Source organism: Pedobacter sp. D749, from assembly GCF_019317285.1.
In the GTDB taxonomy this organism is placed as follows: Bacteria; Bacteroidota; Bacteroidia; order Sphingobacteriales; family Sphingobacteriaceae; genus Pedobacter.
The window spans coordinates 5,706,958-5,721,749 of sequence record NZ_CP079218.1; the positions used below are offsets into that span (position 1 = coordinate 5,706,958).

12 protein-coding genes are annotated in these 14,792 nt (G+C 37.8%); 5 read left to right on the forward strand and 7 right to left on the reverse strand.

The window, feature by feature from the left end; translation table 11 throughout:
* Positions 1-22 precede the first annotated feature (22 nt).
* Entirely contained in the window at positions 23-3,061 is a 3,039-nt protein-coding gene (locus KYH19_RS23475; RefSeq protein WP_219076990.1) for a DUF2723 domain-containing protein, read from the reverse strand.
* A gap of 216 nt (positions 3,062-3,277) precedes the next feature.
* Complete coding sequence (locus KYH19_RS23480; protein WP_219076991.1) at positions 3,278-6,304, reverse strand: DUF2723 domain-containing protein; 3,027 nt, start codon at positions 6,302-6,304, stop codon at positions 3,278-3,280.
* Positions 6,305-6,674: 370 nt separating this feature from the next.
* Between KYH19_RS23480 and KYH19_RS23485 the strand changes: the two genes are divergently transcribed.
* From KYH19_RS23485 to pth, 3 genes are all read left to right on the forward strand, one after another.
* Complete coding sequence (locus KYH19_RS23485; protein ID WP_029278327.1) at positions 6,675-7,616, forward strand: ribose-phosphate pyrophosphokinase; 942 nt, start codon at positions 6,675-6,677, stop codon at positions 7,614-7,616.
* A gap of 154 nt (positions 7,617-7,770) precedes the next feature.
* Positions 7,771-8,355, forward strand: coding sequence for a 50S ribosomal protein L25/general stress protein Ctc (locus KYH19_RS23490; protein ID WP_121287705.1), 585 nt, complete (start codon positions 7,771-7,773; stop codon positions 8,353-8,355).
* 212 nt (positions 8,356-8,567) lie between these two features.
* Positions 8,568-9,128, forward strand: coding sequence for an aminoacyl-tRNA hydrolase (pth, locus tag KYH19_RS23495; protein WP_025144146.1), 561 nt, complete (start codon positions 8,568-8,570; stop codon positions 9,126-9,128).
* A 1,029-nt stretch (positions 9,129-10,157) separates the two neighbouring features.
* Here the strand turns inward: pth and KYH19_RS23500 are convergent.
* Both KYH19_RS23500 and KYH19_RS23505 read right to left on the reverse strand, forming a co-directional pair.
* Positions 10,158-10,823, reverse strand: coding sequence for a tetratricopeptide repeat protein (locus KYH19_RS23500; protein WP_121287707.1), 666 nt, complete (start codon positions 10,821-10,823; stop codon positions 10,158-10,160).
* 123 nt (positions 10,824-10,946) lie between these two features.
* Entirely contained in the window at positions 10,947-11,354 is a 408-nt protein-coding gene (locus KYH19_RS23505; RefSeq protein WP_219076992.1) for a hypothetical protein, read from the reverse strand.
* Positions 11,355-11,459: 105 nt separating this feature from the next.
* Between KYH19_RS23505 and KYH19_RS23510 the strand changes: the two genes are divergently transcribed.
* Together KYH19_RS23510 and KYH19_RS23515 are read left to right on the forward strand one after the other, a co-directional pair.
* The gene (locus KYH19_RS23510; RefSeq protein ID WP_219076993.1) at positions 11,460-12,563 is read left to right on the forward strand and encodes a DNA replication/repair protein RecF; all 1,104 of its coding nucleotides are present in this window, start codon (positions 11,460-11,462) and stop codon (positions 12,561-12,563) included.
* Positions 12,556-12,846 (forward strand): DUF721 domain-containing protein, encoded by a 291-nt coding sequence (locus KYH19_RS23515; RefSeq protein ID WP_121287710.1) that lies wholly within the window; start codon positions 12,556-12,558, stop codon positions 12,844-12,846. The genes KYH19_RS23510 and KYH19_RS23515 overlap by 8 nt, the downstream gene beginning before the upstream one ends.
* Before the next feature lie 98 nt (positions 12,847-12,944).
* Here KYH19_RS23515 and KYH19_RS23520 read toward each other — a convergent pair whose 3' ends face one another.
* From KYH19_RS23520 to KYH19_RS23530, 3 genes are all read right to left on the reverse strand, one after another.
* Positions 12,945-13,118, reverse strand: a complete 174-nt coding sequence (locus tag KYH19_RS23520) for a hypothetical protein (protein WP_255562512.1) — start codon at positions 13,116-13,118, stop codon at positions 12,945-12,947.
* A gap of 269 nt (positions 13,119-13,387) precedes the next feature.
* Entirely contained in the window at positions 13,388-14,158 is a 771-nt protein-coding gene (locus KYH19_RS23525; protein WP_132398339.1) for an FKBP-type peptidyl-prolyl cis-trans isomerase, read from the reverse strand.
* A gap of 134 nt (positions 14,159-14,292) precedes the next feature.
* Complete coding sequence (locus KYH19_RS23530) at positions 14,293-14,712, reverse strand: nucleoside-diphosphate kinase (RefSeq protein WP_025144153.1); 420 nt, start codon at positions 14,710-14,712, stop codon at positions 14,293-14,295.
* Positions 14,713-14,792 lie beyond the last annotated feature (80 nt).

Below are 14,792 nucleotides of genomic sequence, written 5' to 3' on the forward strand. Positions count from 1 at the left end.
AAAGTATTTTAAGATTCGCTTATTATTGTGGACCCTGTTGAGGAAAAAACATCGACAAACGGCTTTCTAAACTGTTGAAGGTTTTCTGTAGCTTATCGCTCAATTTATCCTGACCTGCAGCTTTACTTGTTTTAATCATTCTGTCCAGATAATATAAGCCGGTTTGAATGTTCTGAGATCCGGTTAAACCTTTTGATTGTGAAATATCAGCCAGATAGTTTAATTCCTTATTGATATAATCGCCAGATTTTTCTAAAATATCATTCGCTCTGGTAGTTTCACCTAGTTTATATAGATTTTCAGCCATATAGAATTTCACTACAACGGTACGGATGCCGAAGAATTTATCAGGCATTACCGCGAAATATTTATCTACTACTTTTTTAGCTTCGGCAGTTTTACCTTCTTTAATTAGGCTGTTGGTTAAGCTACTAAAGAGATTCGTGAAAATGAAAGTATCATCTGATGATTGCGGATCTAAATATTTAGCGGTTTTCATATTTCCCCACTTAAATTTAGTCATCACGTTATTATACAAAATCGGGGTATTTAATTGCTCTGGTCTATCCTCAGATGCTGTAGTATCAGCTTTAAGCGGCAATAAACGCATGGCCAAACCTTCGCTGTATAAATACTTGTCTAAGCCGTTATATTGCTCTGAAGGAACAGTAGAAGCGAAATAAATCGGACGTTTCCAGTTGTTATGTGCAAGGATATCGAACATGGCCAAAGTTCCTTTAGTAACATAACCTTTATTAAATTTCCAATCCATGGTGGTGGTAATTTTTGAAGCATCAGCTGCAGGCACTGTTCCTGTGCTGATTACCTGCTGCGGATCTACCGTAATTTTAAGGTTTTTAGTTGGCAGGAAGTTCGATTTTGATCCATCCTGCATCGCTACTTTATCGCTCTCATCGTTTGATAACAATAAATCAACTACATTTTTAAGCTCAACATTACCTGCAATTTTATAATCATCATATGGCATTACATCTCTTTCACCCTGTACATATTGTTCAGGTTTCATGGTAATTGGCAATGGCGCAGATTCATTTTGTTTTTGTCTTAAGCCATTGATGTACCAATCTGTATCAAATAAACTTAAGTTTACAATACGCACATCAGGACGCACATTTTCTACCTCCTGGATATACCAGAGCGGGTAGGTATCATTATCGCCATAAGTAAATAAGATGGCATTTGGTGCGCATGATTGTAAGTAATCCAAGGCAATATCATGAGGAACCATTTTGGTAGAGCGGTCGTGGTCATCCCATCCTTGCTCGGCCATAATTACCGGTGCAGCCAATAATCCAATCACCGTTGCACCAATGGCACCGGTAGTTGGGGTTAGTTTTTTAAACAGCCATTCTTTAATGGCGAGTGCCCCGAGCCCAATCCATATGGCAAAGGCATAAAAAGATCCTACATAAGCATAATCCCTTTCGCGGGGTTCTAATGGTTTTTGATTTAAGTATAATACAATCGCTATACCTGTGAAGAAGAACAGCAAAGCCACAACGCCAGCATCTTTCTGGTTGCGTTTAAAGTGCCAAAGTGCGCCGATTATTCCCATAATCAACGGTAAAAAGAAGAAACGGTTATATGCTTTATTATCAATTGTTGATGGCGGCAAATGACTTTGATCCCCACGTAACCAGCTGTCAAATGGTTTAATACCACTAATCCACTCGCCTTCAAATCCGCTTCCCTGACCTTGCTCATCGTTCTGGCGACCAACAAAATTCCAGAAAAAGTAGCGCATATACATGTAGCCGATCTGGTAGCTGGCCAAAAAGCCAACATTATCAACTAAGTTCGGGTGTTTACTATCATCCAAATGCATCCATTCTTTATAAAAACTGGCATGTTTAGGGTCGTCGCTATACATACGAGGCAATAAAGTGTTGTTGCTATATTCGTAATCGGTTTTTTTACCCGCTACCTCGTATTTTTCTTTTCCTTTTCTCCAGATGGTTTTACCTTCTGTTACACCTGTTCTTTCAGAGTTATAATTAGGACCGTAACCCAATGGCCTATCACCATATTGCTCACGGTTCAGGTAGCTTAAGAAAGAGAAAGCATCTTTAGGTGCACTGTTGTTTAAGTTCGGATCTGCTTTTGCCCTGATGATGATCATCGAGAAAGATGCATAACCGAAAATGATTAAAACGGTAGAGATTAAACCTAAGTTTAATAATCTCTTTTGATGCTTGATCGAATAACGGATCCCCCAAACCAGGGCACCGATTAATAAAATAGCGAAGAATAAAACGCCCGTTCCGAAACCTAGTCCTAATGTGTTAACAAAGAATAAATCGAAATAAGCACCGAATGAAACCAGGTATTGGATAATACCATATTGGATTACCGCTAAAATTAAGATACCAACAATAAGTGTTTTGAAAATACCTGCTGTGGTTGCTTTATCTGTTCTTTTAAAATAATAAATAAAAGCAAGAGCCGGGATGGTTAATAAGTTTAATAAGTGGATGCCAATTGATAAACCCATAATATAGGCAATAAACAATAACCAACGATCGGCACGTGGCTCATCGGCATGCGCTTCCCATTTAAGGATAGCCCAGAATACAATCGCGGTGAATAACGATGATTGTGCATAAACCTCAGATTCTACTGCCGAAAACCAGAAACTATCAGAGAAAGTATAAGCCAAAGCACCAACGGCACCCGCACCCATAATACTGATCAATTTATCGGTTGTTAATTCTTCACCAGCTTTTAATACTGTTTTTTTAGCCAATGCAGTGATGGTCCAAAATAAGAATAAGATAGTTGCTCCGCTTGAAACAGCCGAACCAACGTTCATCCAGTAAGCGATTTTAGTTAAATCTCCAGCTGCGAAAATGGAGAAAAAACGTTGGATCATTAAGAATAATGGTGCGCCAGGCTGGTGAACAACCTGCATTCTGAATGCCGATGCGATAAATTCACCGCAATCCCAAAAACTGGCAGAAGGCTCTAAGGTTAAAACGTAAGTTAGTGTAGCAATTAAAAAGCAGATCCAGCCTACTATATTATTAACTTTTGAATAATTCATTGGTTTATTTAATGATATTAAAAATTGTTTTCACATAAAAATGCTGCCGAAATTAACTATTCTAGTCGATAAAACAGGTAAATTTTTGGATTGATTTAACAATTTTTAACGGCTTAAGGCCTTTAACATAAAGGATTTTAATTTATTGGAGAAGCAAAAACCCATAAGCGGAAAGGTGAAATCTGCCTATGGGTTTAAATTTAGAATGTTTTTTGACTAACCCGTTGCGAACGGCGTAAACCTGGTGATTAGATCGTTATATTGTTTTTCGAGATTTTTACTCAACGCACCTTGCTTAAAAGCCTCAGTTAATTTTACCATTTGCCCCAAATAACCAAGGTAGAAACGAACATCCTGCTCTGATGACAACTGACTTTTGCTTTCCGAAACATCAGCCAGGTGGATGAGTTCCTTACCTACATAGTCAGCAGTTTTTTTGATCATTGCATTGGCTCGGTTCAAATCATTTAACCGATACAGGTTTTCAGTAAAATAATAGGTGCTCATTACCTGGCGCATACTGTAAAATTTAGCCGGAATTACCTCAAAATATTTATTTGCCACGTTTTTGCTCTCTGCAATTTTACCTTCGTTTATCAAGCCAGTTAATAAGCCATTAAACATATTCGACAACATGGTTACATCATCAGCAGATTGCCTGTCTAAATAGTTGGCATTTTTAATGTTGCCGAAACCATATACATTCATCAGATTCTTGTACAAAGGTTTAATGTTGATGCGCTCATAATCTTCTGTAATGGCTGTATCTGGTTTTAATGGAAGCAGCCTTTTGTTCAATCCTTCCGAATAAAGGTATTTGTTCAATCCTACGTATTGCTCATCTGGCATGCCTCCGGTAAAATAAATCGGTCGTTTCCAATTGTTATGCATTAAAATGTCAAATAAAGCCAGCGTACCTTTGGTTACGTAATTTTGGTTAAATGTCCATTCCATACTGCTCGCAATTTTGCCTGCATCCTCTTTGGGTACGGTTCCGGTATCCAAAACCTGCTGCGGATTCACCGCCAGTTTAAGGTTTTTGGCTGGCAGCACATTGTATTTAGAACCATCTGTCATGGTTACTTTATCTTCGTCGTGATCAGATAAAAGCACATCTAAAATTTCCTGTAACTCAATATGCTGTGCAATCTTATAATCCTGATAGTACATAATATCCCTCGTGCCTTCAACGTATTGTTCATGCTTTAGCGTAATAGGCAAGGGGGCTGATTCATTTTGCTTTTTTCGCATCCCATCGATGTACCAATCGGCTGTAAATAAACTTAAATTCACCACGCGCACATCCGGACGGATATTTTCTACTTCCTGTGCATACCAAACCGGATAAGTATCGTTATCACCATAAGTAAATAAGATGGCATTGGGTGCGCACGATTTTAGATAATTGACAGACATATCCCTCGCTACGTGGCTATCAGAACGGTCATGATCGTCCCAGCCCTGGTTGGCCATTAGAATTGGGGCTCCAAACAAGGCAATGACTGATGCGAAAATACTTGCGCGTGTTGGCGTTAGTTTTTGGAAAATAAAATCCTTTAATCCAAATACTCCTAAGCCAATCCAGATTGCAAAAGCATAAAACGAACCCACATAGGCATAATCCCTTTCACGCGGCTCAATCGGAACTGAGTTTAGGTAAACTACAATAGCAATACCAGTAAAAATAAATAGCAAGCCGATGATACCTGCGTCTTTTTGGTTTCGTTTAAAGTGCCAAACGGCACCAATTAAACCAATAATTAATGGCAAGAAGAAAAATCTATTGTATGCTTTATTTTCTACAATTGATGGTGGGAGGTTTTTTTGACTGCCAAGCCTGATGGCATCCAATGGTTTTACTCCACTAAGCCAATTGCCATCTTTTCCGCCAAACTGTCCATCTTCGTTATCCTGCCGGCCTACAAAATTCCACATAAAATAACGCATATACATCTGTCCGGTCTGGAAAGAGAATAGATATTTTAAATTATCGATAAGTGTAGGTTTATGTTCATCATCAAAACCCATATAGCTTTTGTAAAATCTTACATGTTCGGGTTTATCGCTGTACATGCGTGGCAGTAAAGTTTTATCAGCAAAAACATATGCCGATTTTGTACCGGCCGGTTCGTATTTTTTGTCGCCTTTACGGATAATTTTGCCCGTTTCTTCAATGCCAGTTTTTTCTGAATTGTAATTCTCCCCATAAAGTAAAGGCCTGTCGCCATATTGGTCGCGACCCAGGTACCTCGAAAGTGAGAATACATTATCCACATTATAATTGTTCAGATTAGGTTTGGCCTGTGCCCTGATAACCAATAACGCAAAAGAACTGTATCCAAATAAAAGTAGTACAGTGAATAACAGGACCAGATTTAAAGCCCTTTTGTTTTTAAGGATGGAATAACGGATGCCATACACCAGGCCTCCGATCAATAAAACAGCAAAAAACAATATACCCGAACCAAAGCCAAGGTTCATGGTATTTACAAAAAAGTAATCGAAGCTTGCTGCAAGCGATACCACGTATTGGATTAAGCCAAATTGTACTACAGCCAAAGTCGAAATGGAAACAAAAAATATTTTTATAACACTTTGCCAGCTTGGCGATGGATTCTTTTTAAAGTAATAAACAAATATTAATGCAGGAATGGTAAGCAGGTTTAAAATATGCACACCGATAGAAAGCCCCATAATATAGGCTACAAAAAGTAACCATCGGTCTGCTTTTGGTTCATCAGCCTGCGATTCCCATTTTAAGATACCCCAAAATACAATGGCACTGCAAAGCGACGACATGGCGTAAACCTCAGCCTCTACAGCCGAAAACCAGAAACTGTCAGAAAATGCATAAGCCAAAGCCCCAACCAAACCGGCACCCATAATGCCGGTGATTTGCTGTTTGCTAATTTCTTCACCTTTTTTAATTACTGTTTTCTTTGCTAAAGCTGTAATAGTCCAGAATAAAAACAAAATGGTTCCTGCGCTTGCAAGGGCCGAAGCAATATTGATAAAGTAGGCTACTTTAGTTTTATCGCCAAAAGCGAATACCGAAAATAACCTTTGAATCATGGAAACTATTGGAGCGCCAGGCTGATGCACTACCTCCATTCGGAAGGCTGAGGAGATGAATTCGCCACAGTCCCAGAAACTTACGGATTGATCTAAAGTTAAGATGTACGTGAGTGCGGCAATGCTAAAGCAGAGCCAGCCTCCAATGGTGTTGATCCTTGAGTAATTCATAGTTTAATTTTAGTCTTTGATAATAAATGATTTAAGTGGTTCGCAGTAAAAAAAGTCGTAGAAAAAAATAAAATGTTGCACGCTATATGATGATTTTTTTATCTTTGCATCGCAAACAAAGAACAGCAGGAAAGAAATTAAAAATATTTTAAAATCACTCTTGCATATTTAAAATAAGGTTCCTACATTTGCATTCCCTTTCGAGGAGAATATCCTTGAGAAGTTTTTGTCCGATAGTATAAGGGTAGTACAACGGTTTTTGGTACCGTTTGTCTTGGTTCGAATCCAGGTCGGACAACGAAAATTTAATAACGGATCATGTTTTAAATAGACATGATCCGATTTTTTTTAACCGTAACTACACGAACCCATGCCATTGCAGTTTAACCCGGTAAAGCTTTTTTCCGGAACAGGTTCTAAAGGATTATCACTTAAGATTGCCGAGCACTACGGCAAGCCACTTGGTAGCGTAACCATTCACAAATTCAGTGATGGAGAGTTTCAACCTTCCTTTGATGAGTCAATCCGTGGTAGTGATGTTTTTCTAATCCAGTCTACTTATCAGCCAAGCGATAATTTAATGGAGCTTTTGCTAATGGTTGATGCTGCTAAAAGAGCATCTGCACATTATATTACGGCAGTTGTTCCTTATTATGGTTTAGCACGTCAGGATAGAAAAGATAAACCGCGTGTAGCAATCGGTGCCAAATTGGTGGCTAACTTATTGAAATCAGCAGGTATTCACCGCATCATGACGATGGATCTACATGCTGCACAGATACAGGGCTTCTTTGATATTCCGGTTGATCACTTGGATGGATCGGTAATCTTTGTGCCTTATATCAAAAGCCTGGGCTTAAAAAACTTAACTATCGCATCGCCAGATATGGGCGGTTCGTATAGGGCACGTACTTTTGCGAAATTTTTTAATGCTGAAGTAATTATTTGTGATAAACGCCGTAAACGTGCCAACGAAATCGAATCGATGTCGATTATCGGTGATGTGACCGGACAGGATGTGGTATTAATCGATGATATTTGCGATACAGCCGGAACCTTATCAAAAGCTGCGGCTTTGATTATGGAAAACGGTGCAGCAAGTGTAAGGGCAGTTTGTACACATGCTGTATTATCAGGAAAAGCGATAGAAACGGTAGAAAATTCGGTATTAACCGAACTGATCGTTACGGATACAATTCCATTAAAACAGGAAAGTCCGAAAATCAGGGTATTAAGCACAGCCAGTTTATTTGCAAGGGCAATTGCCAATGTAAATGAACACGGGTCGATTAGTGATCTGTTTAGGGTTTAGTGTAAAGGGTTTAGTGATAAGCGGTTAAAACGCCAGCCGCCAAACACGAAGCGATAAAAAGAGTTTAAATAAAGTTGAAGGTAGAGGGTTGAAGGCTTAAGGTCTTGATACTCGATACTTAATACTGACTACTAATAAATAAATATAAATAAAAATGAAAACAATCGCAATTAGCGGTTCTCCAAGAGAGAACGTAGGGAAACGCGATGCCAAGGAACTTCGTTACGAAGGTAAAGTTCCGGCGGTATTGTATGGTGGAAAAGAGCAACAACACTTTGCTGTAGTTATTGCTGACTTAAGAGATGTTATTTATACCCCGGATGTAAACTTTGTGGAGATTGATGTTAACGGTACTAAAACTAAAGCTATCGTAAAAGACACTCAATTTCACCCACTTACCGACGTATTAATGCACATCGATTTTCTTCAGTTATTTGACGAGAAAGAAATCGTTATGGAGATCCCGGTTAAATTAACAGGAACTTCTCCAGGTGTTAAAATGGGGGGTAAATTAATCCAGAAATTACGTAAACTACGTGTTAAAGCATTACCAGCTAACATGCCACAAAACGTAGAAGTAAGCTTAGAGAAATTAGAAGTTGGTAGTTTATCTCGTGTTCGTGACCTTAAAGGTGATAAATACGTAATCACTAACACTCCTGAAGATACTATCGTTTCTGTTGCAATGTCTAGAGCATTAAAACAAGCAGAAACTGAAGCTGCTAAAGGTAAAAAATAGTACAAGGATTTCACAGATTAATGTGATTTCACAGATTTTAAAAGCGGTGCAAAAGCAATTTTGCACCGCTTTTTTATTTATCAAGTTTAATCCACTAATCGCTAACCGTTCCTATATTCATTAGGAAGCTATTTGGAATGAATCAGTTAAATTCTTATTATACACTCCCGACTTCGGACTCCTGACTTCGGACTTTTTTTTATCTTTGCCCCATGAAATATCTTATAGTTGGCTTAGGGAATATCGGACCGGATTATGCGCACACCAGGCATAATATTGGTTTTGATATTGCTGATGAACTGGTTAAAGGTTTAGGTGGTAGTTTCGATAATATCCGTTTGGCATATTATGCTGAAGTGGGCTTTAAAGGTAAAAAACTGCATGTAATTAAGCCTACTACTTTTATGAACCTGAGCGGTAAGGCCGTTAACTATTGGATGAAGGAGCTGAAAATAGCACCAGAAAATGTACTCGTTATTGTTGATGACCTTGCATTGCCTCTGGGAAAGCTAAGATTAAAACTGCAAGGCTCAAGCGCTGGCCACAATGGCTTAAAAAGTATCGAAGAAGTTTGTGGTGGGCAAAACTACGCACGCCTTCGTTTTGGCATTGGTAACGATTATCCGAAAGGCAGGCAGGTAGATTTCGTTTTAGGTTTATTTGATAAGAATGAACAATTGGAACTCCCTGCGTTGATTGATAAAAGTGTAGAATTGATTAAAAGCTTTGTTACTATTGGGCCAGCCCATACTATGACGGCTTTTAATAAATAGATGGTTAATTGTGTAAATCATGCTGTCATCCTGAGGGTTAATTTATTTAATAAAAATCAATATAAAATGACAGTATTAATCTACGCGTAAAAATCCCTTGAGTTAACGTCATTTCGAGCGGAGTGCAACGCAGTCGAGAAATCTAACTAAATAGATCTCTCCATTTCGCTGCGCTACAGTCGAGATGACGACCTTTCTATTGGTGTCCTGTCAATGGTAGTGTGGCCAGAAAGATTGCTTGAAGAGCAATTGCAGACGCACTTCTTAATGTTTGTTCCTGCTTTGCATTCCAAGTCCTCGCTGCGCTGTGGGCTTTCTATTTCAATCAGGTCTAAAAGGCAGTGTCTATACTGCTATTCAGGGTAGATTATATAGATTTCCTTTCCTAGTCCAATACCTTTGTCCTCATATATCATTTTGACTGATTTTATATCTTCTATGAACGATATCACGGATCAAGCTGTTGTCATCCTGAGTTTAACGAAGGATCTTTTATTGGCTAAGAATTAAATAACCATATAAGAACATTTAAGCTTATATGCCCTTAAATACCTTAACGGTAGATAAATAGGCAACTGTCTCTCTCTACACGATACAACCCAAAATAGTAGTATTGCCCTTGCTACCTAAACCCGATCGCAGTGGTTCCGATTTTTCATCGGAAGGAACGGAGAGCGGGACTGCACTAACCTAGAGCATCTGCACCTGATTTCCAAAAAAAAGATAATGGTTCTTGTTATGAGACTGTCTATCGTTTTGGTGAGCTACAAAGTACGAAATAGAATGAATAGTCTTGGAGTGTCGTCATTTCGAGCGGAGTGCAACGCAGTCGAGAAATCTATTTTCCAATTTAATCAGGCTCATAGATCTCTCCATTCCGCGATGCTCCAGTCGAGATGACGATCTTTCTATAAGAATCTTTTATTTATAACTTAGTCGAAAGGCCAGCGCTTGCAATTACGAAAAGCTTTAAACAAAAAAAAGACCATCTTTCGATGATCTTTCCTGTAAATATGTTTTAGTTAGTGTTTATTTAACTTGTTCTTGAGCCCTTGCAATGTAAGCATCAATTAACTGTGCTTCTGCGCTCTCAGGATATTGAGTTTTAACTTTAGTGTAAGCATCAACTGCACCTTTAAAATCTTTCAGGTTTTCATTCACTAAACCTAATTTCTTTAAAAACATTGGTGAAGTAAATTTACTAGCTTTATCAGCTGCTTTTTTATAATACGTAGAAGCTTGTTTGTAGTCTTTCAACTCGCTATAGGCATCACCTAATAAACCTAAAGCCAATGGATCTGCAACTGGGCTACCAGTAGCACTATATTTGTTTAATGATTCTATAGCTTGTTTATATTCGCCCTTACGTAAGTAAATACCACCCAAATAAAGATTAGCTAAGTTTGCAGATTTAGTATTATCGTACTCTTTAGCAATCTGTTCTAAGCCTGGGTAACCACCTTCGCCTTTAACAGCTCTGTTCGATAGCGAATCTACTCCAACAGATTGTTCTGCTTTGTACATTTTGCTAGCGGCTTCTTCAGCACGACCTTTTAAATACACGCCTTGATACCAAAGATATATTAAAACTAATAAAACTACAGCGCCTGCAATAAACAGTAAGCTTTTATTATTCTCTTGTAAAAATGAACCTTTTTTAGTTGGTTGAATTGTCTGGTTATCTGTTGTAGACATGTTTGTTTAAAAAATTTAAGATTGCAAAAATACATTTTTCAATCAAAGTATCAATCTTTATTTTGAAGTATTTGATTAAACATTAGTTATTTAGGCTTGCAGATCGTAAAATGATTACGATCATTAGCGCAACAAGCTAATTAATGTATTAAACCAGGTTTGGTTGTCGCTAAAAATACCACTGTGGTTAATCACCAGGTATACGGTTTGACTTTCCGAGCGGCTCACAGTCGATCTAATTCTAATGGGTTGCCAGAATGCACCGAAATTTTTTGCAGATGAAGCTGGGAATAAATCGTCGAAACCCATATAAACCTCTTCTATATTTGATAATGGGAGTTCCAATTGTTCATCTCCGGTAATAAAGAGACCATTGGAGGCCAACAAAATATCGCCCTCGTGATTGTGAACTGGCTTTAAAAACGAAAATAGACCTGCGATTTTTCTAATCCAGTTCGAATTTTTATCATTGGTCAGTTCGTGGTCATAAGACCATAGAACATTCCCTTCTAACATTTTTTGTGCAACCATTTATTTTTCCTTGCGATGAAAGTACAATTTTTTTAAATGTTATTAACGTTTATTTTAAACAATGGATGTTAAGAGGCTAAAAAAGGGTAAATTTGTGACATATTTATGTGGTTAAAAAATATTACCCTTCTAAATTTTAAGAACTATACCGATGCAGATCTCCGTTTCTCGGAAACTGTAAACGTTTTTACGGGTAACAATGGCTCTGGAAAGACGAATATGCTCGATGCGATTCACTACCTCTGCCTTTGTAAAAGTTACTTTAACCCCATTGATAGCCAGCAGATCAAAACCGGTGAAGAGGTTTTTATGATCCAGGGCGATTTTGACCGCAGTGAAAAAAACGAAAAAATTTCCTGCGGTGTAAAACGCAATCAGAAAAAGCAATTCAAACGCAATAAAAAAGAATACGAGAAATTGGCCGATCATATAGGTCTTTTTCCGGTTGTAATGGTTTCTCCCTATGATGTGAACCTCATTATGGAAGGTAGTGAAGAGCGAAGAAAGTTTATCGATAATGTGATTTCGCAGACTGATGCACATTACCTGGATCAGTTGATTACCTATAACCGCATTTTGTTAAACCGGAATGCTTTGCTAAAGCAGATCGCCATTACCAGAAAGTATGATCCTACGCTGCTCGAAATTTTGGATGAACAATTGGTTATAGCCGGCAACAAGATATTCGCCATCCGAAAAGCTTTTATGGATGAGTTTATTCCATTGTTTAACCAATATTATACCTACCTTACCGAAAATAAGGAAATTGTTGAGTTGAATTATCAATCGCAATTGAACGATGCGGCTTTTGAAGAGCTATTGAAAAAATCAGTAGAAAAAGACCGTGTGCTCGAGCGGACCACAACTGGGATTCATAAAGATGAGATGGCTTTTATCATCAGCGGAATGCCTTTAAAAAAGTTTGGATCACAAGGACAGCAAAAGTCTTTTTTAATTGCCTTAAAACTTGCACAATACGCTTATCTCGCTAAAAACAAAGGATTTAAGCCATTGCTTTTATTGGACGATATTTTTGACAAGTTAGATGATAATCGTGTTCAAAAATTAATGCAAATGGTTTCTCACCACGATTTTGGGCAGATATTTATTACAGATACAGGAAGAGAAAGAGTAAAATCAATTTTTGAAAAAATAGAAGTTGATGTAACTTTGTTCGAAGTAGATAACGGAACGATACAAAATGCGTAAACCCAATGATGTTACCGTAAAAGATGCCATCAGCAAAATGCTGGATGTGTATCGTTTGCGCCGTAAGTTTGATGAAACTTCAGTCTTGTCTATCTGGCCGGAGATTATGGGCACTGCAATTGCCAACCGTACCAAACAGATTTATATTCATGATAAAAAATTATTTCTGAGGATAGAATCTTCTGTCATCAAAAATGAATTGGTTATGGTGCGACAAGGAATAATCCAGAAATTAAATGAGCACGCAGGCAGTGAGGTCATTACCGAAATGGTGTTTTTGTAAGGCATAATAAAAGGGCAAAGTTTAAAAATAATGCCCTTTATATTTTACCAGAGATTAAATGCCGACTAAAGACTGTTGACTTCGGACTCAAGACTAAACTAGCCCCTTCCGCCAAATATCTTCGATAAAATCCAGATCACTATCGCAACCACTACTACAACTACGATTACGCCTACCCAAACGCCGGCTTTAAATATACCTTCTACCAGTTCGCAACTGCTTAAGGTGGTGCATAAAAATGCAATCAGTACTAATGGAAATGCTCTTTTCATATTCATGTTAATTTGTAATAGCTAACATCGAATACCCAAGAAAGTTTTAATTGTGGGCTTATTTAGCCCAATTCTAAAGAAATTCCTGTTTAGTGGTGTCAGATGTTACCATCTGACACATTATCCATCATTTTTTTGATAGGATTATTCAATAAAAAAACAGTCAGATGGCAACATCTGACTGCACATTAAAATGATGACTTTAATTATTTTATTAAGATGGTTTACCTTGCCTCTTCCGTTGCCCATTCTCCATCTTACATTACAATTTATTTTCCGTTAACCTTCAACAGCTCAACTTCGAAAATCAAAGTGCTATAAGGCGGAATGTCTGCTCCTGCACCGCGTTCGCCATAAGCCAGGTTGTAAGGGATAAAGAATTTATATTTTGAACCTGCTGGCATTAATTGCACACCTTCTGTCCAGCCTGGAATTACACGGTTTAGTGGAAAAGAAATCGGCTCACCTCTGTCGTAAGAGCTGTCAAATTGTTTTCCGTTTAATAATGTTCCTTTGTAGTGTACCAGTACCGAGTCCGTTGCCAGTGGTTTAACGCCAGTACCTGCCGTTAAAACTTCGTATTGTAGGCCACTTGCAGTGGTTTGTACACCTGCGCGTTTTTTGTTCTGGTCTAAGAAATCTTGTCCTTCTTTCATAATTGGTGCGTATTTAATTTTATTTGCTGCTTCTTCAGCTTTGTTTTTTACTGATGATGCCTTTGCTAATGCTTCATTTATGCATTGTTGGGCTTGTTGTTGGGTTAAAATAACTTTTCCACCGGTAAATGCATCTTTCAGTCCTTTTAACAATACTTCGTAATTTAAGGTTGAAAGGCCGGTTGTTTTTAAACCGGCACCGATTGAAGTACCAAAAGCATAACTGGTCGAATCTAAAGTAGATTTTAAACCGATGTTAGGAACTGATTTTTTACTGGTTGTAGTCGGTTTTTTTGCAACTGTTTTTTTTGCTGCTGTTTTGGTTTGTGCATAAGATGCAACAGCGATACCAGACAAGCATACCGCTAATAAAATTCGTTTCATTATTTATGTTATGGAGTAATTAATTCCAACAGGTTTAAATGGTGGATTGTATTTAAGGCCGAAAGATACAAAATAGATAAAACAATAAAACCCCGAATATTCGGGGTTTTATTGTAATTTTTTTGTGTAGGAAACTAGAAACGTTCGTCTGCTTTGAAGAAGAAATTACCTTCAATTTCTGCATTTTCATCAGAATCTGAACCGTGAACTGCATTTGCATCGATCGATTTTGCGTATTTCTGGCGGATTGTACCTTCTGCAGCTTCAGCCGGGTTAGTAGCACCAATCAATTTTCTGAAATCTTCAATCGCATTGTCTTTTTCTAAAATAGCAGCAACAATAGGTCCTGAAGACATAAAGCTTACTAAATCTTTGTAAAAAGGACGCTCAGCGTGAACAGCATAGAACTGACCAGCAGTTTCATCTGTAAGTTTAGTATATTTTAATGCAATGATTTTGAAACCAGCATTAGTAATGTCGTTAATGATTGATCCGATATGGCCGTTTGCTACTGCATCAGGCTTGATCATGGTAAAAGTTCTGTTAGTGCTCATTGTGCTTTTGATATCAATTTTTTTGCAAAAATACGTTTTAATTGATGAATAATCAATATAACTTGTTTTTCAGTCTTGAA

Excerpts from the sequence above, each read along its gene's own strand:
- KYH19_RS23475 (WP_219076990.1), bottom strand. The coding sequence starts at position 3,061 with ATGAATTATTCAAAAGTTAATAATATAGTAGGCTGGATCTGCTTTTTA.
- KYH19_RS23480 (WP_219076991.1), bottom strand. The coding sequence starts at position 6,304 with ATGAATTACTCAAGGATCAACACCATTGGAGGCTGGCTCTGCTTTAGC.
- KYH19_RS23485 (WP_029278327.1), top strand. The coding sequence starts at position 6,675 with ATGCCATTGCAGTTTAACCCGGTAAAGCTTTTTTCCGGAACAGGTTCT.
- KYH19_RS23490 (WP_121287705.1), top strand. The coding sequence starts at position 7,771 with ATGAAAACAATCGCAATTAGCGGTTCTCCAAGAGAGAACGTAGGGAAA.
- pth (WP_025144146.1), top strand. The coding sequence starts at position 8,568 with ATGAAATATCTTATAGTTGGCTTAGGGAATATCGGACCGGATTATGCG.
- KYH19_RS23500 (WP_121287707.1), bottom strand. The coding sequence starts at position 10,823 with ATGTCTACAACAGATAACCAGACAATTCAACCAACTAAAAAAGGTTCA.
- KYH19_RS23505 (WP_219076992.1), bottom strand. The coding sequence starts at position 11,354 with ATGGTTGCACAAAAAATGTTAGAAGGGAATGTTCTATGGTCTTATGAC.
- KYH19_RS23510 (WP_219076993.1), top strand. The coding sequence starts at position 11,460 with ATGTGGTTAAAAAATATTACCCTTCTAAATTTTAAGAACTATACCGAT.
- KYH19_RS23515 (WP_121287710.1), top strand. The coding sequence starts at position 12,556 with ATGCGTAAACCCAATGATGTTACCGTAAAAGATGCCATCAGCAAAATG.
- KYH19_RS23520 (WP_255562512.1), bottom strand. The coding sequence starts at position 13,118 with ATGAAAAGAGCATTTCCATTAGTACTGATTGCATTTTTATGCACCACC.
- KYH19_RS23525 (WP_132398339.1), bottom strand. The coding sequence starts at position 14,158 with ATGAAACGAATTTTATTAGCGGTATGCTTGTCTGGTATCGCTGTTGCA.
- KYH19_RS23530 (WP_025144153.1), bottom strand. The coding sequence starts at position 14,712 with ATGAGCACTAACAGAACTTTTACCATGATCAAGCCTGATGCAGTAGCA.